20 protein-coding genes are annotated in these 21,754 nt (G+C 31.6%); 12 read left to right on the forward strand and 8 right to left on the reverse strand.

All coding sequences use genetic code 11. The features are described from left to right. Positions 1–14: 14 nt before the first annotated feature. The 4 genes from MUN68_RS08080 to mnmE all read right to left on the reverse strand — a co-directional run bounded on the left by MUN68_RS08080 (position 15) and on the right by mnmE (position 4,040). On the reverse strand, positions 15–965 hold the full coding sequence (locus tag MUN68_RS08080; RefSeq protein ID WP_249997246.1) for a DUF6617 family protein: 951 nt from the start codon (positions 963–965) through the stop codon (positions 15–17). Further along, a complete protein-coding gene (locus MUN68_RS08085; RefSeq protein WP_249997247.1) occupies positions 965–2,059 on the reverse strand; it encodes a site-specific integrase in 1,095 nt (364 codons plus the stop codon). The genes MUN68_RS08080 and MUN68_RS08085 overlap by 1 nt, the downstream gene beginning before the upstream one ends. Positions 2,060–2,065: 6 nt before the next feature. Beyond that, positions 2,066–2,431: a helix-turn-helix domain-containing protein gene (locus tag MUN68_RS08090; RefSeq protein WP_249997248.1), complete on the reverse strand. Its 366-nt coding sequence runs from the start codon at positions 2,429–2,431 to the stop codon at positions 2,066–2,068. Between the two features lie 217 nt (positions 2,432–2,648). Beyond that, entirely contained in the window at positions 2,649–4,040 is a 1,392-nt protein-coding gene (mnmE, locus tag MUN68_RS08095; protein ID WP_249997249.1) for a tRNA uridine-5-carboxymethylaminomethyl(34) synthesis GTPase MnmE, read from the reverse strand. A gap of 121 nt (positions 4,041–4,161) precedes the next feature. On the opposite strand from mnmE, the gene MUN68_RS08100 reads away from it, so the two are divergent. Together MUN68_RS08100 and MUN68_RS08105 are read left to right on the forward strand one after the other, a co-directional pair. Next, entirely contained in the window at positions 4,162–5,316 is a 1,155-nt protein-coding gene (locus MUN68_RS08100) for a TlpA disulfide reductase family protein (protein WP_249997250.1), read from the forward strand. Positions 5,317–5,321: 5 nt separating this feature from the next. Then, positions 5,322–6,494, forward strand: coding sequence for a TlpA disulfide reductase family protein (locus MUN68_RS08105; protein ID WP_249997251.1), 1,173 nt, complete (start codon positions 5,322–5,324; stop codon positions 6,492–6,494). On the opposite strand, the gene MUN68_RS08110 is transcribed toward MUN68_RS08105, so the two are convergent. Then, positions 6,491–7,126, reverse strand: a complete 636-nt coding sequence (locus tag MUN68_RS08110; RefSeq protein WP_249997252.1) for a rhomboid family intramembrane serine protease — start codon at positions 7,124–7,126, stop codon at positions 6,491–6,493. The two genes, MUN68_RS08105 and MUN68_RS08110, sit on opposite strands and share 4 nt — an antisense overlap. Before the next feature lie 56 nt (positions 7,127–7,182). On the opposite strand from MUN68_RS08110, the gene MUN68_RS08115 reads away from it, so the two are divergent. Further along, positions 7,183–8,073, forward strand: coding sequence for a lysophospholipid acyltransferase family protein (locus MUN68_RS08115; RefSeq protein WP_249997253.1), 891 nt, complete (start codon positions 7,183–7,185; stop codon positions 8,071–8,073). Between the two features lie 3 nt (positions 8,074–8,076). Here the strand turns inward: MUN68_RS08115 and MUN68_RS08120 are convergent, their stop codons facing one another. The 3 genes from MUN68_RS08120 to glmM are packed head-to-tail and all read right to left on the reverse strand — an operon-like array spanning position 8,077 to position 12,091. Next, entirely contained in the window at positions 8,077–9,582 is a 1,506-nt protein-coding gene (locus MUN68_RS08120; protein WP_249997254.1) for an aminotransferase class V-fold PLP-dependent enzyme, read from the reverse strand. A 19-nt stretch (positions 9,583–9,601) separates the two neighbouring features. Next, positions 9,602–10,699: a T9SS type A sorting domain-containing protein gene (locus MUN68_RS08125; protein WP_249997255.1), complete on the reverse strand. Its 1,098-nt coding sequence runs from the start codon at positions 10,697–10,699 to the stop codon at positions 9,602–9,604. Positions 10,700–10,702: 3 nt separating this feature from the next. Then, positions 10,703–12,091, reverse strand: a complete 1,389-nt coding sequence (glmM, locus tag MUN68_RS08130; RefSeq protein ID WP_249997256.1) for a phosphoglucosamine mutase — start codon at positions 12,089–12,091, stop codon at positions 10,703–10,705. A 74-nt stretch (positions 12,092–12,165) separates the two neighbouring features. Between glmM and MUN68_RS08135 the strand changes: the two genes are divergently transcribed. The 9 genes from MUN68_RS08135 to MUN68_RS08175 all read left to right on the forward strand — a co-directional run bounded on the left by MUN68_RS08135 (position 12,166) and on the right by MUN68_RS08175 (position 21,525). Next, a complete protein-coding gene (locus MUN68_RS08135) occupies positions 12,166–12,768 on the forward strand; it encodes an acyl carrier protein phosphodiesterase (RefSeq protein ID WP_249997257.1) in 603 nt (200 codons plus the stop codon). Continuing rightward, complete coding sequence (gene ggt, locus MUN68_RS08140) at positions 12,765–14,459, forward strand: gamma-glutamyltransferase (RefSeq protein WP_249997258.1); 1,695 nt, start codon at positions 12,765–12,767, stop codon at positions 14,457–14,459. The genes MUN68_RS08135 and ggt overlap by 4 nt, the downstream gene beginning before the upstream one ends. A 39-nt stretch (positions 14,460–14,498) precedes the next feature. After that, positions 14,499–15,674, forward strand: a complete 1,176-nt coding sequence (locus tag MUN68_RS08145) for a tyrosine-type recombinase/integrase (RefSeq protein WP_249997259.1) — start codon at positions 14,499–14,501, stop codon at positions 15,672–15,674. 62 nt (positions 15,675–15,736) lie between these two features. Beyond that, entirely contained in the window at positions 15,737–16,444 is a 708-nt protein-coding gene (locus MUN68_RS08150; RefSeq protein WP_249997260.1) for a hypothetical protein, read from the forward strand. A 161-nt stretch (positions 16,445–16,605) separates the two neighbouring features. Next, complete coding sequence (locus MUN68_RS08155) at positions 16,606–17,034, forward strand: hypothetical protein (RefSeq protein WP_249997349.1); 429 nt, start codon at positions 16,606–16,608, stop codon at positions 17,032–17,034. 148 nt (positions 17,035–17,182) lie between these two features. After that, positions 17,183–18,343, forward strand: a complete 1,161-nt coding sequence (locus tag MUN68_RS08160) for a leucine-rich repeat domain-containing protein (RefSeq protein WP_272792435.1) — start codon at positions 17,183–17,185, stop codon at positions 18,341–18,343. A gap of 568 nt (positions 18,344–18,911) precedes the next feature. Then, positions 18,912–20,129 (forward strand): POT-type proton-dependent oligopeptide transporter, encoded by a 1,218-nt coding sequence (locus tag MUN68_RS08165; RefSeq protein WP_249997347.1) that lies wholly within the window; start codon positions 18,912–18,914, stop codon positions 20,127–20,129. A gap of 144 nt (positions 20,130–20,273) precedes the next feature. After that, the gene (locus MUN68_RS08170; RefSeq protein WP_249997348.1) at positions 20,274–20,966 is read left to right on the forward strand and encodes a VOC family protein; all 693 of its coding nucleotides are present in this window, start codon (positions 20,274–20,276) and stop codon (positions 20,964–20,966) included. 130 nt (positions 20,967–21,096) lie between these two features. Continuing rightward, on the forward strand, positions 21,097–21,525 hold the full coding sequence (locus MUN68_RS08175) for a hypothetical protein (RefSeq protein WP_249997349.1): 429 nt from the start codon (positions 21,097–21,099) through the stop codon (positions 21,523–21,525). Positions 21,526–21,754: the final 229 nt, after the last annotated feature.

Consider the following 21,754-nt stretch of genomic DNA (forward strand, 5'->3'; position numbering starts at 1 on the left):
ATTCTTACTGTTTTTTATTGCAGTTGTTGGATGATTTTGTCTATTTCTTCCTTTTCTTTTGGATTGTGGACTTTGTTTTTGTGAAGATTATTAGCTTTTAAATCTGCTCCTGTTTTGGTAATGAATTTTCCAGAGCGTTCAATTGCGGTAGGATTGAAACTATTAAAGAAAGGTTTGAGTTTTGAAACTACATAACTAAATTGGGTGGTTTCGCATTCCAAATAAATTTGAGAATCTATTTGTGTAAAATCTTTTGCAATTAAAAGTTTATGTAATTCTTCAACGGAAGTTCCATTTTGTAGTAAATCAATTTTAAAATGTAGGTCTTTTAATACTGTTAATAGTTTTGCGGTATCTCTACTTTTAAAACCAAATGAAGTTTTTGGTTTGCTTTTAGGCTTTGATGTTTTTTTAATGACTACTTTTTTAGAGGTCTCAATCTTCTTTATTAAGTCTGCATTGAATTTAGTGTCATTGAAATATTTTTCAGCTATTTCGGGAATCGTAAATAATGGTGTTTCTGAAAACTGTCCGTACTGCTCTTGTAATTCAGCATATAGTCGTATCACTGATACTTTTAGATAATTAATTATATAGTCAACATCTTCGCTTAAATTTACCGTTATCTCCCTTTTACTAATGTAGCTGGCTATGTCATTTAAGTACTTATCAAATTTATTATGCAGAATCGTATAGCTGTAATTATTTTCTGATGTTGTGGCATTCTCTGGAAAGTCTGCAATAAATGAAACAATAATCTTTTCAGTTTCATTAAAAATGCTTTTTTGGTAATACTCTTTTTTGCTATTTAAAGGTCTTTTAAAATGTATTTTAAAAACCGCATTAGTTGCTAATGGATATAATTTTATTTCAGATAACAATAATTGAAATTCTCTTTCTGATCTATTGTCGCGATGTAATCCTTTAGTTATAGAAACTAAACTTGAAAATATGTTATTTTTCATTATAAATCCAATTGAATACGGTTAGCAGCATCTTTCTTTTTATCGTCGATTACTTTGGCATAAATCTGCGTTGTTCTTAATTCTTTATGACCTAATAATTTTGATACTGTATAAATATCTGTACCTAAAGTTAATTGTAAAGTTGCATAGGTATGACGTGCACAGTGAAAAGTAATATTTTTTGTAATACCCGCTTTCATTATCCATTGTTGTAATTTCAAATTAGACCAGGCACTATAATGCAAATCTTTGAAAATTTTATCAGTCTGCTTTCCTTCTTCTCCTAATAGTTCTCTTGCTTGTTCAGAAATAGGTAAAGTTTCAGCTCCTTTGGTTTTCTTTTGTCTAAAGCGGATGTAGTATCCCATTTCTTTAGAATGCTGTACTTCTGACCACACTAACTTTTCAATGTCTGACCATCTTAATCCGGTAATTGCTGAAAATATAAAAGCTTTTTTTAATAAAGGAAGTTCACATTCAGTGTTTGCTGCTCTTTGTAATTCATCAAGCGTTAAAAATTCTCGTTGAGGTTCACCTTGTTTGAAATACTCAACACCGTTGGCAGGATTTACTTTTAGAATACCATCTTTAACAGCTTGTTTTAGTGCTGCTGAAAACTTACCATAGTATGAATATTTAGAGTTTTGAGATAATTTTTTTCCAGCTCTTCCCATAGCATCCTTATCTAAATACTCTTTAAACCGCTCTACAAACGATTTGTCTATATCTTGAAAACTAACATCGGTTGGACAAAAGATTTTTAAATGCTTTAGCATACTATTCCAATTCCCATAATTACCTGCACTTGTGTTTTTCTTTTCTGCTAATGTGGTTATGTATGTAATAAAACTACCCTTTAATTTCTCAATATCCTTAAATCCGTAAATACCATTTTGTATTTCAATTTGACGTTGAGCACAAATCGTTTCAGCAAGTTGCTTTGTTTTCTTATTAACGTCTCTTTCAATTTTTGTTTTAGGATTAGCAGTAAGATATAACCTTAAATATTCAGTTTTTCTTTTACCCTTATGATAGTAGTCTAAATACAAACTAATATTATCATTTTTTTTGCGCTGTCTTAATGTTACTTTCATAATAAATCAATTAAAGAGGTTTTCAATTTGCCAACGAGCTACTATATGTTTTCTACCAAAAGGAACTGCTTTTAAACGTCCTTGTTGTATCATTCTTTGGATGGTCCATCTACTTACACCAATGAGTTGAGAAGCCTCTGTTACGCTTAAAAAATCTTTGTTGTTTACTGCATTTGGGTTGTAGTGATTAACTATTTCTTTTTGCTGTTGAATAGTTTCTTGAAGTGTGGCTTGTACTTTCTCATTACGTTTACGTGCCTTATATGCTCTTTTAGCACAAATATCACTACAGTATTTAGTAACTGTTGTACGTGCTGTAAAGGCATTACCACAATGCTTACAAGTTTTTGGGATGTATAAATTACTGCTCATAAATGGTGCTTTATGTAGCGTTATGGTGCAACGTGGGGCAATATGGTGCATCATTTCGCCAATCTCTCTGCCAACAGATTTGGGCAACAAATCCGTATTTAAGGCAACAGATATACAACAAATTTAATCAAAAAAGAGCAAATAAACAACAAATAAAAGAAGATAAAATACTATAAAGTCAACAATAACAAGGGATTAGCAAATAAAAGAAAGCAAGTTACTTCCCGATACAAAAATTAGCAAATATATTACCCAGCAAATCATCATTAGTAATCTCACCTGTAATTTCACCAAAGTGATACAAGGCCTGACGAATATCAATAGCCAATAAATCGCCCGAAATCCCTGTTTCTAGTCCACCTTTAACATTCTGAATCTCTTCAAAGGCTTTCAACAATGCATCATAATGACGTGAGTTCGTCACAATAGTTTCATTATTTCTAAGAGCTCCTGTATTAATTAAATCTAGAAGCGAATTTGTCAACTGCTCAACACCAAAGCCTGTCTTAGCAGATAATAGCTTGATGTCTGGAATGTCTATTTGTAGTTTAGAAATTAAAATATCATCAACCTTATCAATCTTATTCGCTATAACTAGAAGTGGTTTTTGCGGATATTTATTCTTGATTTTCTCTAATTCAACCTTTAAAACCGAGCTTTTTACTTTAAAATCATGTGCATCAAACAAATAGATAACAACTTGCGCTTGATCTATTTTTTCAAAAGTTTTTTTAATTCCAATCGTTTCAACAACATCTTCAGTATCTCTAATTCCTGCAGTATCAATAAAACGGAAACCAATACCTCCTATCGATATTTCATCTTCAATTGTATCTCTTGTAGTTCCAGCAATCTCCGAAACTATAGCGCGTTCTTCATTTAATAAGGCGTTCAATAAAGTCGATTTGCCAACATTAGGTTCGCCTACAATAGCGACAGGAATACCATTTTTAATAACATTTCCAACTGCAAACGAATCTATCAATCGTTTTAATACAAATGTGATTCTATCAACCAAATCTTTAAATTGAGAACGATCTGCAAACTCTACATCTTCTTCTGCAAAATCTAATTCAAGTTCTATTAACGATGCAAAGTTGAGAAGCTCCTCTCTTAACTTTGCAATTTCCGAAGAAAAACCGCCTCGCATTTGCTGCATCGCAATTTGATGCGACGCTTCATTATCACTAGCTATTAAATCTGCTACAGCTTCAGCTTGCGATAAATCTAACTTACCATTTAAAAAGGCTCGCAATGTAAACTCTCCTGCATTTGCCATTCGACATCCTTTGCGAAGAAATAATTGTATAATTTCTTGCTGAATGTAATTTGAACCATGGCAAGAAATCTCTATAACATCTTCACCTGTATAAGAATTTGGATTTTTAAATACCGACACTAAAACTTCATCAATAACTCTTCCCTTCTCTATAATATGACCTAAATGAATGGTATGTGTTTGCTGATTGATGAGTGATTTATTGCTTACAACCGATTTAAAATGAGCATCAACAATAGAAATAGCCTCATTTCCTGAAAGGCGTATCACAGCAATAGCACCACTTCCAGCCGCAGAAGCCAAAGCAATAATTGTATCTTGATAAGTCATTTTGTATGTGTTTTTCACAAAAGTATTGGAATTTTAACGTTATAACGCATTTTATAAAAGTTCTTTAAGTTTTTATTATCAATTGACTTCTTATATTTGTAGTAGCAAAAAAATTAAAATTATGAAGCATATTATTTCTATTCTAGTCCTTTGTTTACTTGTATCATCTTGTAAAACGGAAGAAAAACAAACCCTGAAAAGAAATGGGTATTATATTTCCGGAACTGCTCCTGGTGTTTATAATGGAGTGAGAGCTTATTTAGAAACTAATGGAGATCGAGGAAAAAAAATTGCAATGGATACTGCAATCGTAATGAATGAAAAATTCGTGTTTGAAGGCAGAGTGGATTATCCTCAAATGGTAAATTTAAAAATAAACAGTGTTAAAGGTACTGCTCCTTTAATAGTTGACAACGTAGAAATGACAATTTCTGTTGATATTGAAAATTTGAATGAATCGAAAATATTAGGCTCTGAAGCCAATTCGGCTTTGCAATTGTATAATGAGAAAACGAGCGAATTAACCTCAAAACGGTTTAGTGCTAGTAGAAAATTACGGTCTAAAGAAAGTGATATAAATGTAGATGAACTTCAAAAGACAATGAAAGATATCTCTTCAAAAATGAAAGACTTTCCTTTTGAGTTTGTCAGTGAAAATAAAGACAATGCTTTTTCTATATTACTGCTTCAAAAATTGGCAGAATCTAAAACTGCCGATTTAACAAGAATAGAATCTAGTATAAATAATTTAAGTGAAAAGCAGAAAAATTCTATTAATGCGAGCATGCTTAAAACTCAAATTCAGATCAAAAAGTCAGAAGCAGCTGCTCTAGGTGCTTCTGCCATAGGACAAACCGCACCTTCATTTTCTGCTCCTAATCCAGAAGGAAAAACGCTAGCTTTAAATGATGTTAAAGGAAAATTAACGCTTATCGACTTTTGGGCGTCTTGGTGTAAACCTTGTCGAAGAGAAAATCCGAATGTTGTAAAAGTATATCAGAAATATCACAGTAAAGGTCTTGAAATTATTAGTGTATCTCTTGATGGCAGCAGAAATCAAAAAGATCCTAAAGCGTCATGGATAAAAGCGATTAAAGACGACAATCTGACTTGGAGTCATGTGTCTAACTTAAAATATTTTAACGATCCCATTGCTAAATCTTATAATATACGTTCTATACCTGCTACATTTTTATTAGATCAAGATGGAAAGATTATTGCAAAAAACCTTAGAGGTAATGCTCTTGAGAAAAAAGTTGCTGAATACCTAAACTAAAAGCAATGAAAACCTCTATTTTATACATTGTTATCTGTATCCTTATTTTCTCTTGCAAAGAAAATACTAAAGTAGAACCTATACCTGTTAAACTTGATGGTTATACCATTTCTGGAAATGCTCCAGGAGTGTATAATGGTTTAAGAGCTTATTTAAAATCTACTAACGAAAAAGGACTTTTAAAAAATCAAGACACTGCCATCATCATGAATGAAAAATTCATGTTTGAAGGAAAAGTTGATAGCATTGAAGCATGGTATTTAGAAGTCGATAGTTATGATAGTTCGTTTCCGTTTATTATAGACAATGCCAATTTAAGCATAGTCGTTAATAAAGATGATATTAGGAAATCTAAAATTGAAGGCAATCCTATTAACAATACCATAGCCGATTTTAATGCACAATTAATAAAGCTTAATGATTCGATTGAAAAAACGAGAGCGCGATATAGAGAGATGATTAACAACAAAGAAAATGTTACTGGTATGTCACAAAAAGTTGCAAATTTAAAAGATGCCATTGCGTTATATCCTCATCAGTTTATCAAAAACAACAAAGACAATCCATATAGTATGGTATTAATTCATACTATGATAAGAAGAAACACATCTAAAAAAGGCATGCTTCTCGAATCTTACGATGCCCTAAATGAAGCTCTTAAAAATTCAAACTTAGGTAAGCGAGTTGCTAAAAGCATACCAGATATTAGAAAACAATATGACATCATTGCTGCAACTCATATAGGGCGTAAAGCTCCTAATTTTTCAGCTCCTAATCCAAATGGAAAGATCATTGAATTAAATGCTATTAAAGGAAAGGCGACTTTAATCCATTTTTGGTCATCTTGGTATGGCGCTTCTAGAAGGGAAAACAAAAGATTAGTTCAGTTGTATGATAAGTACAATGATAAAGGGTTAGAGATGATCGGTGTTTCTTTAGATGGAAATGCAGATCAAAAACATCCTAAATCTGATTGGAAAAAAGCGATTAAAGACGACCAACTTATTTGGAATCAAATCTCAAACCTTAATTACTTTAATGATACCATTTCTAAAGCTTATAGTATAAGGTCATTACCTGCATCATTTCTATTAAATAGTGAAGGTGTAATAATTGGTAAGAATCTTAACGGAAATTCATTAGACTCAAAACTAAAAGAGCTCTTAGAACTCAATTAAAGTTTTCCCATTTTATGCATTACGAATAAAACGATTATTGGAATGGCTAGTAATCCAATCATTAACAAATCTGTTTCAAATAGTGAAGGCATCAAAATTAAAGTAACAACAAAGCCTCCAATTGCGCCTCCAAAATGAGCATCATGACCAATATTATCGTTTCGTTTTCTCATTCCGTAAATGGAATACAATAAGTACCCAATTCCAAAAACAAAACCAGGAATAAAAAAGTTAATTTGCATCATAGGATCTATTAATATCGCAGAATAAAGAATTCCCATGACTGCTCCACTTGCTCCTACTGCACTATAATGATATTCATTCTTGTGAAAGTAGAAAGACAACAAACTTCCCATAATCAAACTACACACATAAACAATTAAGAAATTAAATTCTCCTAATTCATAAATAACACGGTCTGCAAAAAAGTAAAGTGTTAACATATTAAATAATAAATGCTGCTGATCTGCATGCAAAAACCCAGAACTAAACACTCTTATCTGTTCACCTCGTCTTATGCCACCTATGTTAAATTTATAACGCTCAAAAAAACTATAATCATTAAATCCCTTAAATGAGATCAAGACATTAGCCGCAATTATTACAATGGTTACTAAACTTAAGCCACCCATAAACTTTAAACATTAAATTATACATATATTTGCTCCTGCAAATCTAAGATTAATAAATGCAATTTCTAGTTTACATTTTAATATATCCATTTTTATGGTTCGTTTCAATACTTCCATTCAGGCTTTTATATGTCTTTTCTGATGGACTCTACTTTATTCTATATTACATTGTTGGTTATCGAAAAAAAGTAGTAAAAGAAAACCTAAACCTTGTATTTCCTGAGAAGTCTGAAAAGGAAATCAAAACCATTACCAAAAAATTCTTTCATCATTTATGTGATATGGTTGTTGAGTCGATTAAATCGATAAGCATTTCTGAAGAAGAAATGAAAAAACGTTTCGTATTCACTAATATTGAAGAAGTACACAAAATTGAAGATGCGAATAAAAGCATGGTAATGATGTGTGCACATTATGGAAGTTGGGAATGGATTTTTGTGTTACAAACCTATGTAAAATCTATGGGCTACGGAATTTACAAACGGATTGCAAACAAGCATTTTGACAAACTTGTTAAAAGCATAAGAGCTAAATACAATAGCTATCTTATTACAACTAAAGAAGCGATACCTAGACTTATTGAAGCCAAAAATAATGGTGAACGTACTATTAATGGGTTTATCTCAGACCAATCGCCTAAGCTTCATAAAGCATTTCATTGGAATGAATTCATGAACATTAAAGTTCCTATACATACAGGTGCCGAAATGTTAGCCAAAAAATTAGATATGGCTGTTATCTTTTTTAGTGTTAAAAAAATTAAAAGAGGGTACTACGAAACAACGTTTAAAACGATCACTATGGAACCTAACGAATATAAAGATTATGAGATTACAGACATCTTTTTAAAGTTGGTTGAAAAACAAATTTATGAGGCTCCTGAATATTATTTGTGGACGCATAAGCGCTGGAAACACAGAAATGACGTTCCGCCAGAATTTCAATAAATCCTAAAGCTTAAACCAAGATTTTACAATAGTATCTTGAGACACATCATTCTTAACCTTGTGATGTACAAATTCATTATTTGTTCCTATATATTCATAATCTTTAGCCCATTCTTTATGGTTTTTAGCTAAGGACTTAATACTATGACAAACAAAATTCATTTCTTCATTTGTAGTTGTTGGATGAATAGACATGCGAATCCAACCTGGTTTTCTCACTAAATCTCCTATAGAAATTTCACTTGTAAGTTCTTGACTTGTTTTTTGATCTACATGCAATAGGAAATGCCCATAAGTTCCTGCACAACTACAACCTCCACGTGTTTGAATTCCGAAGCGATCATTTAATAATTTCACTCCTAAATTAAAATGTAAGTTATCAATATAAAACGAAATTACACCTAATCGGTCTTGATGCTGACCAGCCAAAATATTTATATTTTCAATATTAGAAAGTTCGCTGAAAATAATTTTATTAAGCTCATGTTCACGATCAAGGATATTTTCAATTCCCATATCCTCTTTGAGTTTTATCGCTAAAGCCGTTTTTATAGTTTGAAGAAATCCTGGAGTTCCTCCATCTTCACGATCTTCAATATTATCAATGTATTTGTGTTCTCCCCAAGGATTAGTCCAACTTACGGTTCCACCTCCTGGACAATCAGGAATCATATTATGATACAATTTCTTATTAAAAACCAAAACACCTGAAGTTCCTGGTCCTCCGAGAAATTTATGAGGTGAAAAGAAAATGGCATCTAGAGCCTGATCTTCATTTTTAGGATGCATATCTATATCGACATAAGGTGCAGAACATGCAAAATCTACAAAACAAACTCCACCATGTTTGTGCATTAACTCAGCAACATCATGATGAGGCGTTTGAATTCCTGTAACATTAGATCCTCCAACAATGGATGCAATTTTTAATGTACAATCTTTATATTGTTCAAGAAGAGTTTCAAGGTTTTTTAAACAAAAGAGTCCTTCGTCATCAGGTGGAATCACTTCTACTTTAGCTATCGTTTCTAACCAAGACGTTTGATTAGAATGATGTTCCATATGCGAAATAAAAACCACTGGACGAATTTCATCAGGAATATTGGTGAATTTTCTTAGGTTCTCAGGAATTTTAAGTCCGAGAATACGCTGAAACTTATTCACAACGCCTGTCATACCATTTCCTGAAACGATTAAGACATCATCTTCATTACAATTGACATGCTTTTTTATGATATGTTTCGCTTCATGATAGGCTTTAGTCATTGCAGTTCCAGATACTGTCGTTTCAGTATGTGTATTGGCGACAAATGGTCCGAATTCATTACAAATCTTTTCTTCAATAGGTCTGTATAAACGACCAGAAGCTGTCCAATCTGTGTAAATAATTTTTTTTGTTCCGAAAGGCGATTCAAACTCTTGATCTATACCAATAATATGTTGTCTAAACGTTTGAAAATGTTGTTCTAGCTTTGACTTTTTAGTAGTTATTACATTTGAATCATTCATTATTTAATTTTTTTTGTACTTAAATCTTAATGACTTTCTTTGTTAATATAACACTATTTGAAACCATTTTCAAAAAATATAGCCCAGAATTTAAATTTGAAACATCAATAGTATTCAACTTAGTTTTCATCAATTTTTTACCTGAAACATCATAAAGTTCAAAATAAAAGGATTGACCGTTTAAATTTTGAATTGTGATTGTATCTGAAGTTGGATTTGGAAAAATTTGAATTTGACCCACTAAAAAATCATCTAAACTTAAATTATTACAGTCGCCATTAAAATTAGCATTGGAATCCACATAAATCCAGTTTACCTCACTATAATTTGCGTCGTCAACTTCAATACAGTCAAGATCAGGATTACCATTGGCTTGAAAATTAGTCACATTTGTATTGTTCCCATTTTTCACATTTAAATAAGTAAGTTCATTAGTATAACAACTCAAATATGTCAGTAATGAATTATTTGATAAATCTAAAGTGGTTATATTATTCTGATGACACAATATTGTGTTTAAGTTTACACTGTTAGATAAATCTAAACTTTCTATAGTATTTCCTGAGCACCATAGTAATTCAAGTTGCGTATTATTACTTACATCAAGAACTGGTATTTCATTATCATAGCACCATAACAGTCTTAGTTGAAGATTATTAGTGACATCTAAACTTACTAAGTCATTATTTAAAATACTCAATCGGTCGAGATTTGGCAAACCACTTACATCAATTGTTGTTAGATAATTATCGTAAGTCCATACTTGTTCTAAAGCTGTATTAGAACCTAATGTAAGGTTAGTTAAATCATTTTGATAACAACGTAAAAGACGCAATTGTTGATTATTACTAACATCTAATGTTTGCAAATCATTAATATAAACATCTAAATGATCGAGAGCAGCAAAGTCTTCAATTCCTGTTAATTCTGAAATATTCTTTTCGCTTATATTTAAATACGTTACTGTATTAATCATTGCCGTAGGAACAAAGTCATCCAAAGGCCCAGAATCTAGTCCTAAATCGATTAACGCTTGTTCAAAATTATCATCAGGAACAAATGTATTTTGGGAAAAGCAAAGGCTACTACACAATAGAATTAAAACAATAGATCTCATGAATTATATATTTGCTATGTCTTTAATTTCAGAAATGATTTTATTAGCAAGTGCATCTGCTTCATTTTGTGAAGGTGCTTCCGTATAAATTCGAATAATTGGTTCGGTATTACTTTTTCTTAAATGAACCCATGAATCAGAAAAATCAATTTTCACACCATCAATAGTCGTTAAATTCTCATGTGCATACTTAGCTTCCATTGTGCTCAAAATACCATCGACATCTAATTCTGGTGTTAATTGAATTTTCTTCTTACTCATATAATAATTTGGATACGACGCTCTCAAATCGCTCACATTCATTTTCTTTTCAGCCAGAAGACTTAAAAACAAAGCTACACCAACCAAAGCATCACGACCATAATGTAACTCAGGATAGATAATTCCTCCATTACCTTCTCCACCAATTATAGCGTTATTCTTTTTCATAAGGCTAACAACATTGACTTCACCAACAGCACTCGCTTCATAAGTTCCGCCATGCTTTTCAGTAATATCTCTAAGCGCTCTAGTAGAACTCATATTACTTACGGTGTTTCCTTTAGTTTTACTCAATACGTAATCTGCACAAGCCACTAACGTATATTCTTCACCAAACATCTCTCCTTTTTCGTCCATAAACGCCAAACGATCAACATCTGGATCTACAACAATTCCGAAATCTGCATGCTCTTTTACAACCGCTTTTGATAAGTCGGTTAAATGCTCTTTAAGCGGTTCAGGATTATGAGGAAATTGTCCGTTAGGTTCACAAAATAATTTTACAGGATGTACACCTAAACGTTCTAATAATAAAGGAATTGCAATTCCTCCTGTTGAATTCACACCATCAACAACCACTTTGAAATTGACTTTCTTTATTGCTTCAACATTTACCAAATCCATATCTAGAACTTCATCAATATGTAAATCGATATAAGCATCATTAATGGTTATTTTTCCTAAGCTATCAACATCAGCAAAGGTCATATCTGTTCCTTCAGCAAGTTTTAAAATTTTAGCACCTTCTTCACCATTCAAAAATTCACCTTTAGCATCTAATAATTTAAGAGCATTCCATTGTTTCGGATTGTGACTTGCCGTTAATATGATTCCACCATCAGCATGTTCCATTGGTACAGCAACTTCAACTGTTGGTGTCGTAGATAAGCCTAAATCAATCACATGAATTCCTAGACCAACTAAGGTGTTCATTACTAAATTCTGAATCATTTCACCAGAAATTCGAGCATCACGACCAACCACAACTCTGTAATTGTCTTTGTCACGTTGTTGCTTGATCCATGTGCCATAAGCAGATGCAAATTTCACAGCATCAATAGGTGTTAAATTATCGCCTACATTACCTCCAATAGTTCCTCTAATTCCTGAAATTGATTTTATAAGTGTCATATATTGTTAATATTTTCAGCAAATATACCATTTCAAAACCGTAAATCTTAACTCACAATTCGTAAATTACACCTATGAATTTTCTAGCCCATATTTACCTTTCAGGAGACAACAAAATGATTACCATTGGCAACTTCGTCGCAGATGCTATTAGAGGTAATAAATACAAAATACTATCTTCAGAGTTTCAAGTTGGTATAAAACTACATCGTCATATCGATACGTTTACAGATTCGCATCCTATTGTAAGGCAGAGCACCAAACGATTACACAAAAACTATAGCCATTATAGCGGAGTGATTGTTGATATTTTATACGATCATTTTTTAGCCAAAAACTGGCTTACCTATTCAGACATTCCTTTAGATGTGTATATTGATGATTTTTATGAGTGTTTGAAAGAACACCATGACGTCTTACCCGAACGCTTTCAGAAGCTCATGCCTTTCATGATTGCAGACAATTGGTTATTGAGTTATGCGGAAGTTGATGGCATACAGCGAGTTTTGAACGGCATGAATAAGCGCACAAAAAACAAATCTAGAATGCACCTAGCAACCAAAGAACTCAAAGAATTCTATTCTGAATTTGAAGATGAATTTACGCGCTTTTTTGAAGAATTGATAGAAACCTCAAACACGAAACGTTTGGAACTCGAAAAAGAATACAAAATATGAGAACTTATGTTGCTTTATTAATCCTACTATTATCGATTTCAGCTTGTAAAAAAGAACAAATACAAGTTCATAAAAAAAGAGGTCTCATTACAGAAAATGCTATGGTCGTCACAGCAAGAAAAGAAGCCTCACAAATAGGAAGTGCTATTTTAAAAAAAGGCGGAAATGCCTTTGATGCGATGTTCGCAACAGAAATGGCGTTGGCAGTCGTATATCCTTATGCAGGGAATTTAGGAGGAGGCGGATTTATGGTTTACAGACTGGCAGATGGAGAAACAGGCGCTTTAGATTATAGAGAAAAGGCACCTTTAGCAGCTCACAAAACCATGTATTTAGATGAAAACGGCAATGTTATTAAAGATTTGAGTTCTGTTGGAGTACATTCAGTAGGCGTTCCTGGTACCATTGCTGGAATTTTTGCTGCTCATGAGAAATTTGGAACGCTTCCTATTAAAGATATCATGCAACCTGTTATTGAACTCGCTCAAAATGGTTTTATTATCACTGAAAAGCAGCATGTAAAATTAGAACATTATGATAGTATTATTCGAGCGGTTAACGGAAAAGACATTCTGTTTACTAAAAACATAAAAGTAAAAGACACTATTAAAAACCTGAAGCTTGCTGAAACACTAAAGCGAATCGTAACAAATGGAAAAGATGAGTTTTACAAAGGTGAAACTGCTAAGCAACTCATTACGTTTTTAAATGAAAAAGGAACCATAATGACGCTTGAAGATCTAGAGCGTTATGAAGCAAAATGGCGAGATCCAATCCAGTTTAAGTATAAAGACCTGAATGTAATTTCTATGTCACCTCCTTCAAGTGGTGGCTTATGTTTGGCTCAGATTATGAAGATGATAGAACCCTTCGATTTAAAATCTTATGGTCATAATTCGGTAAAAAGTATTCAAGTGATGGTGGAAGCAGAACGTCGTGCTTATGCAGACCGAAGTTACTTTTTAGGAGATCCCGATTTTGTGGACATTCCGACTAAAAAACTATTAAGTGATGCGTATTTAAGTAAACGTATGGACAATTTTTCGTTTGAAAAACCAACACCTTCAGACTCTATTTCCTATGGAGAAATCTTAGGCTACGAAAGTGAAGAAACGACGCACTACTCTATTGTTGATCCGTTTGGAAATGCAGTTTCAGTAACCACCACATTAAATAGTGGCTATGGTTCTAAACTATATGTTGATACACTCGGATTCTTTTTGAACAACGAAATGGATGATTTCAGCAGCAAACCAGGAGAACCCAATATTTACGGATTAATTGGAGGAAAAGCCAATAGTATTGCTCCAGAAAAACGCATGCTAAGTGCTATGACTCCTACAATAGTTGAAAAAAACGGAGAACTGTTTATGGTTTTAGGAACACCAGGAGGTTCTACAATTATAACTTCCGTATTACAAACCATTTTAAATGTGGTAGAATTTGATATGACAATGCAAGACGCTGTTGATGCGCCTCGATTACATCACCAGTGGCTACCAGATCATATTCGGATGGAAGTCGATTTATTTTCCGAAGAACTAAAGCAACAATTAGAAGCCAAAGGTTATGATATTAATGAAGCCTCTGCACCTATTACTGCAAGAGTTGAAGCTATTTTAGTGTTAGAAAGCGGGAAACTCGAGGGAGGAGCCGATTATAGAGCTGACGATACTGCAATCGGATTTTGATTTGTAGATTATTTTCTCTATTTTTCAATTTAAAATTTTATGAAAAATCGACCAGAAATACATTTAATTAAATTCTATTATAAAGAGAAGCATCAAATAGGGATTAAATTTAAATACAACAAAATACTAATAGATGTTGCCAAATCTATTCCATCTTCAAAATGGAATCAAATAGTTATGTTATGGCACCTTCCCTATACTACAAAAAACCTTGATTTGATTCGGTATTATTTTAAAGATTATGCATTCATAAATGAGAATGCATTAGGATTACAGGCAAAGCAAAAGAAAAGTATGCCTAAAACTGAAAGAAAATTAAACGAAGAGCAAAAAATAGTACTTAATAATTATTATAAATACTTAAGAGGGAAACGCTATAGTGATAGTACAGTAAAAAATTACACATTTCAAATTGCTGATTTTATTGATTACCATAGAGAGAAACAAATTCAAGATTTATGCAATAGAGATGTCGAATTATTTATAGAAGATGTTTTTATAAAGCGAAAACTAAGTATTAGTGTTCAACGACAATTTATAAGTGCATTAAAATTATTTATTGTTTTTGATAAATCGACACAAATTGAAGACATAGAATTAGTACGACCAAAGCGAGATAAAGTATTACCAACAGTTCTATCACAAAATGAGGTAATTGAATTAATAGCGAAAACAAAAAATTTAAAGCATAGAACCATTATTGCATTATTATATTCGGCAGGATTAAGAATAAGCGAACTCATAAATTTAAAAATTGATGATATAAATATTAACCGAAAGCAGTTTATTATTAAAAAAGCCAAAGGCAGAAAAGACAGATATGCACCTTTAGCTGAGCATTTATTACCACTATTAAGAAATTATATGATCACCTATGAACCAGAAACCTATCTTATAGAAGGAAAGCCAGGTTTTAAATATAGTTCAAGTAGTGTGAGTAAATTTTTGCATAAAGCAGCTTCACAATGCCGTTTAAAAGTTCGTGTTACACCACATACATTACGACATAGTTATGCAACACACTTATTAGAAAATGGTGTAGGGCTGCGACATATTCAATCGTTATTAGGCCATGCAAAACCAGAAACTACAATGATTTACACACATGTAGCTAGGAAAGACTTATTAGAGATTCGAAGCCCACTAGATCTTGCTGTAGAACACTATAAAAAAACGGATAATCTGGAACAAAAGTTCAAGATATCGGAAAAATAGCAACTGATATTGTGTATATTTATCGATATATAACGAGTTGTAGGTAATATAAAAACAAGAAAATGAGAAAAATTGTTCTTCTGATTATACTAATTAGCCAACTCTCTTTTGGTCAAGATGGAACTCAAGGAACGTTTTCAATGGCTGTTGTTAAACCAAATAAAGCTGAAATAGAAAAATCTTTAGAAAAGTTTACTGACTCAATAGAATTAACATATCGTAATCAATATTACACTTATCGTAATCGTCTTATCGAAATGCAGGATGAAAAACCTGAAGATTACCCAGAAGATATGAGAGCAGATTTTAAAGAAAGTAAAAAACAAGCTGCTCTTGAACTGAAACAATTGGATAGTCTAGAGAACCAAATCTTGAATTATAAATATTACGAACTGATTTCATACTACACGACAACAATTCTGAATATGTCTTTTAATGAATATGAACCATATTCCAGTATTTTTGAGGTTCAAAATCATGAAATTGAAAACGATGAATTATCAGAATATGCGGAAATTAAAAAAGTAGATTTTATTTTACTGTTTGAGAACATAAAAGTCACAAATATAGAAGGACTTTACAAAATGACTTCTCAACTAAAATTGTACTCGAAAAAAGAAAACAAAATTGTTCTCGAAAAGAATGTTTTCGGAAATACAAATAGCTATGGAGGAATGTGGACTTGTGGAAATTCATTGTCGTGTTTATTTATTACGTCAATTAAAAACTCAATGGAATTCTTAATCCCAGAAATCAGGCAAAGAATATAAAATACTACCTACAACAACGTGTATAACCAATTGCTTGGTTATCGCATACTCGGAAATTCCTAGCGGAATTTCCTATTGGTTCGTTTTCTTTTGCTAACTTAGTCATAGCCAACGCAACTAGCCATACACAAAACCGTTAGGCACAAGCGGATCTCACTCAAATGGAAAAACAGTTTACTTCGATATACAGGATTCGAGAATATGGTTTAAGTTGGGGAATCAGAATTCAAATTTCAGCAAGAATTGAAAAAGATAGTGGAGGAATAAAAATATCTCACAATCTGTTTTATGAAAACAAAGTTGAAAACATAAAACTAACGACTCAAGAAATTAATCTTTTGTTGGCTGGTATAAAATGGGTAAACTCATTGATTATAAATAAAATTAAGTTTCCGATAAAAATTGTTCTTGAAAAAATTGAATTAAATGAATGTGACTATCAAAGCGAAGGATTATTTTATGCAATTGCATTTTGGGCATCTGAGACTTTTAAATTTAGTTTGCCACAATATGAATTTAAATATGATGAAGAAAATGGTAAATATATTTTCCCAAATTTAACTGATGATATAGAAAAAGCCAATGCCTAACAACGTGTATAACCAATTGCTTGGTTTGTGTGTACTCGGAAATTCCTATCGGAATTTCCTACTGGTTCGGTTTCTTTTGCTAACTTAGTCCTAGCCAACGCAACAAGCCATACACAAAACCGTTAGGCACAAGAAAAAAATACTACTAATGAGATTAAATCTGCTGATATTATTAATGGTCATAAATTTAAGCTGTGTTAAAGGTCAATCTCAAAAAAAAATTGACAAAAAAGCAAATAAAGAACATATCTTACCATTAAAAATCAAAATTAGAGGGCAACTTAAACAAATTGAAGATTCAGGATTAATAATTCCTTCAATTGAATTTAACATAAATAGAAATTACGTAAAAGTTAAAGTTGGAGCAAATGAATTTTACAACACCAAATATGAGAATACTTCATTCTCTGAAATATTTAAATTGTTTGTCGTAGATGATTTTAAGAGTAATGAATACTTTTATAATCCCTATTTTAAATATATGGGTTATTTAGAAACATCAAAGGAAATAGCAGACAAAGAATACAAACGAAAATTTTCAAATTTTAAGAGAAAAGATATTAAAATCAATTATTTGGAATTGGATTCTACCGAAATTAGAAAATTTACTGTTCTTTCAAATTACATAAATGAAATAGCTATAGAGATTTTACAAGAATCAATTCAAAAAGATTCTATGATCGTTGCTAGTTCAATATCTGAAGCCTTAAAAAAACCTAAAAAAATTTATGAGTTAAGTTATAGAAATTCTTCGACCACAATTCTCTCTCCCGAAATTGGAAAACTAACTAATTTAAGAGTTTTGGATATTTCTGGTTCTCAAATAAAAATTATTCCTCCAGAAATAGAAAATTGTATTCATTTAAAATCAATTATAGCTAATGCAAGTCAATTATCAAAAGTTCCCAATTCAATAGGAAATTTGAAAAAATTAAGAAACATCAATTTCAGTTATTGCAAATTAAAAGAGTTACCAGAAGAATTTGGAAAACTAGAATCACTTTGGAATTTAAGTCTTGGTTCAAATCAACTAGATGATTTGCCAGAAAGTTTTACCAACTTAAAAAACTTACAAATGCTTAATATCTCTAATAATAATTTCTATGAATTTCCTAGAGAAGTTTTAAGTATAGAAAGTGTTGGGAATTTATGGATGCATGGAAATCGCTTCAAACAAATTCCTAGTGAAATTGTCAATTTAAAAGGCTTGCATCATTTTTTAGTTGATGTAACTGAAATAGATAATATTGAAGAGATAAAATCACTTATACCTAAGGTAAGAATAATTGATGAAACAAATAGAAGATAATTCCAGTGCCTAACAACGTGTATAACCAATTGCTTGGTCATAGCCTACTTGGAAATTCCTAACGGAATTTCCTCTGGTTCGTTTTCTTTTGTTAACTTAGTTCTCGCCAACGCAACAAGCCATACACAAACACGTTGCAACCAATTGCTCCAAATCCTAACTCCTTTTTAAATTCAGTCTATTAAGTTTATAATTTTAGATCTATTGCTCACTCAAACCCTTAAAGGAGAAAGCTTACTCAAACTCTATACAAAAAAAAGAAAAGGTTTCTTACTCTAACGGATTTTGAGCTTGTTTACAGAACGTTCTACTTAAACGCCTAATTCTGCTTACTCAAACTCGCTAAATGTGATTACTCCTGCTTCAACGCTCTAAGTAAAACGTGCTTACTCTACTCTGTCGCAAAAGTGATGCAACAACGTGTATAATTAATTACTGCGGAATTTCCCAAACGGAAATTCACAATAATTAATTAACTTAGCTGCTAATCGGAAAATGACTTACGCCCTTTTCCGTAACTAATCATACACAAAACCGTTGTAGGTAATTTACCAACCCAAGAAACTTAATGAAAAAAAACACAAATCATAGACACACAAAAGAAACTCTCTACTACTCTATTTCTAGAATGTTGGAAAGAGCATCTTATTATGGTATGCGTATACTAATTGTTCTATATATGACCGGAGAAGTCCTGAAAATGGATAGAACTGACGCTATAATAACTTATGGTTGGGTTGCAGGCTCATTAGTGTTTTCTCAAATAATTGGTGCTTTACTGGGAGACTTGCTCATTGGAAACAGAAAATCAATTATTATTGGTGGTATTATTCAAGCTATTGGTGCCTTCTGCTTAATTATTCCAACAAATATTGGTCTATATGTTGGATTATCGCTAGTGGTATTAGGTAGCGGTTTATTTACACCTAATATTATCTCAAACTTTGGGAAATCATATTTAAGCAAAACAAAATTATTAGATTCAGCCTTTACATTATTCTATTTAGCAATAAATTTAGGATCATTTCTTGGAATCTTAATAGTTGGTCATTTTGGAGAAGAATATGGTTATAATATTGGGTTTTTAGTATCTGGAATAATGATGCTATTTTCATTAATTCCTATGTGGATTTTAAAAGAACAAAAGCCTACTAAAAATCAAGAAAACAAATACTCTATAAGCAAAAGAGTTTTAAATATTTTCATTGCTTTTCTAGTAGTTGGATTATTTTGGGGTGCTTACGAAATCTCAAATATTCGTTTTTTCGAATTACAATTGCAATTCATCGAAATTTCATCGTTTGATATACCAAATAGTATCTGGTACTCAATGAACTCTATCTATATTTTACCAATTAGCTTAATCGCAGTTATTATATGGACATATTTTTACAATAGTCAATTTTTTAAATTAATGCTTGGTTCTATTTTTGGATTAATCTCATTTGGTATTTTATTCCTAATTCCTGAAGTTGCAACTGAACAAAATACAATTATCTATTTCGTGTCATTACTATTTCTAAGTATTTCGGAAATCCATATTGCGCCAATAATTCATTCAATACTAACTAAGTATTCTAACCCAAAATATCTAGCAATACTAATAAGTCTAGCATTTATTCCAACAAAATTAATTTCATTGATATTTAGTTTATTCAATGATAGATTTTATGACAGACCTAGTTTAGGTTTAATATTTGGAACAATTTTAATGGCAATTATTAGTGTTGGGCTTATTACCTATGTGTTATGGAATAAAAAAAACTACCTACAACAACGTGTATAGTCAATTACTCATTCTGTGTGTACTCGGAAAATCCTACGGATTTTCCTCTGGTTCGTTTTCTTTTACTAACTTAGTTCTAGCCAACGCAACTAACCATACACGAACACGTTGGCAGTAATTAAAAACCAAACGAGAACATAATAAATGAAAATTCGAAAATTAAAATTATTTACAAATAAACTTGAGTTAGAAAAAACATTCTACTCTCAAACTTTAGGTTTTGAAATAATAGAAAACAACTCGAATTATTTTACAATAAATATAGGATGGAGCGAATTAACATTTGAAAAATCTAAAAAAGAATATATATATCATTATTGTTTTTTAATTCCATCTAATAAGCTGGAACAAGCAATGAAATGGATGGAAAAGCGTGTTCCAATTATTGATATTGAGAATGGAAGGAAAACTCAAAGATTTGAAAGTTGGAATGCAGACTCATTTTACTTTTATGATGCTAGTGGAAATATTGCCGAATTTATAGTAAGACATAAATTGAATAACGGAATTAGTTCCGATTTCAATATTTCTGATGTATTATGTGTAAATGAAATAGGAATGCCAACAAATAACGTAGAAAGGGTAAATAATGAACTTCTAAAAAAATTTGGTACAGAGTTTTGGAAAGGTGATTTAAAACGATTTGGTACGAATGGTTCTCAAGAAGGCTTATTTTTATTACCAAACTACGAAATAAAAAAAATCTGGTTTCCAACTTCATCAATAAAAATTAAACCAGAACCTTTTGAAATTCTACTTGAGAATAATGGAAAAAAATATTACATGGAATATAAAAACGAAGAAATAATAACTACAGCCAACAACGTGTATAATTAATTGCTTGGTCTGTGTTTACTCGGAAAATCCTACGGATTTTCCTCTGGTTCGGTTTCTTTTACTAACTTAGTTCTTGCCAACGCAACTTAACCATACACGAACACGTTAGGCACAAGCGGATCTCACTCAAATGGAAAAACAGTTTACTTCGATATACAGGATTCGAGAATATGGTTTAAGTTGGGGAATCAGAATTCAAATTTCAGCAAGAATTGAAAAAGATAGTGGAGGAATAAAAATATCTCACAATCTGTTTTATGAAAACAAAGTTGAAAACATAAAACTAACGACTCAAGAAATTAATCTTTTGTTGGCTGGTATAAAATGGGTAAACTCATTGATTATAAATAAAATTAAGTTTCCGATAAAAATTGTTCTTGAAAAAATTGAATTAAATGAATGTGACTATCAAAGCGAAGGATTATTTTATGCAATTGCATTTTGGGCATCAGAGACTTTCAAATTTAGTTTGCCACAATATGAATTTAAATATGATGAAGAAAATGGTAAATATATTTTCCCAAATTTAACTGATGATATAGAAAAAGCCAATGCCTAACAACGTGTATAACCAATTGCTTGGTTTGTGTGCACTCGGAAATTCCTATCGGAATTTCCTACTGGTTCGGTTTCTTTTGCTAACTTAGTCCTTGCCAACGCAACTAGCCATACACAAAACCGTTGTGCATAATGCGGAAAAACGATAAAAATTGAAAAATTGAACTATAAAAGCCAGCCGCATAAATAGCACATTTGTTTTTTTCCAACGCAAAATCCAACGCTAAAAA

This window comes from Psychroserpens ponticola, from assembly GCF_023556315.2.
Taxonomy (GTDB): Bacteria; Bacteroidota; Bacteroidia; order Flavobacteriales; family Flavobacteriaceae; genus Psychroserpens; species Psychroserpens ponticola.

What these genes read in the sequence shown, in the direction of transcription:
- MUN68_RS08080 (WP_249997246.1), bottom strand. Translation starts at nt 965, where the DNA reads ATGAAAAATAACATATTTTCAAGTTTAGTTTCTATAACTAAAGGATTA.
- MUN68_RS08085 (WP_249997247.1), bottom strand. Translation starts at nt 2,059, where the DNA reads ATGAAAGTAACATTAAGACAGCGCAAAAAAAATGATAATATTAGTTTG.
- MUN68_RS08090 (WP_249997248.1), bottom strand. Translation starts at nt 2,431, where the DNA reads ATGAGCAGTAATTTATACATCCCAAAAACTTGTAAGCATTGTGGTAAT.
- mnmE (WP_249997249.1), bottom strand. Translation starts at nt 4,040, where the DNA reads ATGACTTATCAAGATACAATTATTGCTTTGGCTTCTGCGGCTGGAAGT.
- MUN68_RS08100 (WP_249997250.1), top strand. Translation starts at nt 4,162, where the DNA reads ATGAAGCATATTATTTCTATTCTAGTCCTTTGTTTACTTGTATCATCT.
- MUN68_RS08105 (WP_249997251.1), top strand. Translation starts at nt 5,322, where the DNA reads ATGAAAACCTCTATTTTATACATTGTTATCTGTATCCTTATTTTCTCT.
- MUN68_RS08110 (WP_249997252.1), bottom strand. Translation starts at nt 7,126, where the DNA reads ATGGGTGGCTTAAGTTTAGTAACCATTGTAATAATTGCGGCTAATGTC.
- MUN68_RS08115 (WP_249997253.1), top strand. Translation starts at nt 7,183, where the DNA reads ATGCAATTTCTAGTTTACATTTTAATATATCCATTTTTATGGTTCGTT.
- MUN68_RS08120 (WP_249997254.1), bottom strand. Translation starts at nt 9,582, where the DNA reads ATGAATGATTCAAATGTAATAACTACTAAAAAGTCAAAGCTAGAACAA.
- MUN68_RS08125 (WP_249997255.1), bottom strand. Translation starts at nt 10,699, where the DNA reads ATGAGATCTATTGTTTTAATTCTATTGTGTAGTAGCCTTTGCTTTTCC.
- glmM (WP_249997256.1), bottom strand. Translation starts at nt 12,091, where the DNA reads ATGACACTTATAAAATCAATTTCAGGAATTAGAGGAACTATTGGAGGT.
- MUN68_RS08135 (WP_249997257.1), top strand. Translation starts at nt 12,166, where the DNA reads ATGAATTTTCTAGCCCATATTTACCTTTCAGGAGACAACAAAATGATT.
- ggt (WP_249997258.1), top strand. Translation starts at nt 12,765, where the DNA reads ATGAGAACTTATGTTGCTTTATTAATCCTACTATTATCGATTTCAGCT.
- MUN68_RS08145 (WP_249997259.1), top strand. Translation starts at nt 14,499, where the DNA reads ATGAAAAATCGACCAGAAATACATTTAATTAAATTCTATTATAAAGAG.
- MUN68_RS08150 (WP_249997260.1), top strand. Translation starts at nt 15,737, where the DNA reads ATGAGAAAAATTGTTCTTCTGATTATACTAATTAGCCAACTCTCTTTT.
- MUN68_RS08155 (WP_249997349.1), top strand. Translation starts at nt 16,606, where the DNA reads ATGGAAAAACAGTTTACTTCGATATACAGGATTCGAGAATATGGTTTA.
- MUN68_RS08160 (WP_272792435.1), top strand. Translation starts at nt 17,183, where the DNA reads ATGAGATTAAATCTGCTGATATTATTAATGGTCATAAATTTAAGCTGT.
- MUN68_RS08165 (WP_249997347.1), top strand. Translation starts at nt 18,912, where the DNA reads ATGAAAAAAAACACAAATCATAGACACACAAAAGAAACTCTCTACTAC.
- MUN68_RS08170 (WP_249997348.1), top strand. Translation starts at nt 20,274, where the DNA reads ATGAAAATTCGAAAATTAAAATTATTTACAAATAAACTTGAGTTAGAA.
- MUN68_RS08175 (WP_249997349.1), top strand. Translation starts at nt 21,097, where the DNA reads ATGGAAAAACAGTTTACTTCGATATACAGGATTCGAGAATATGGTTTA.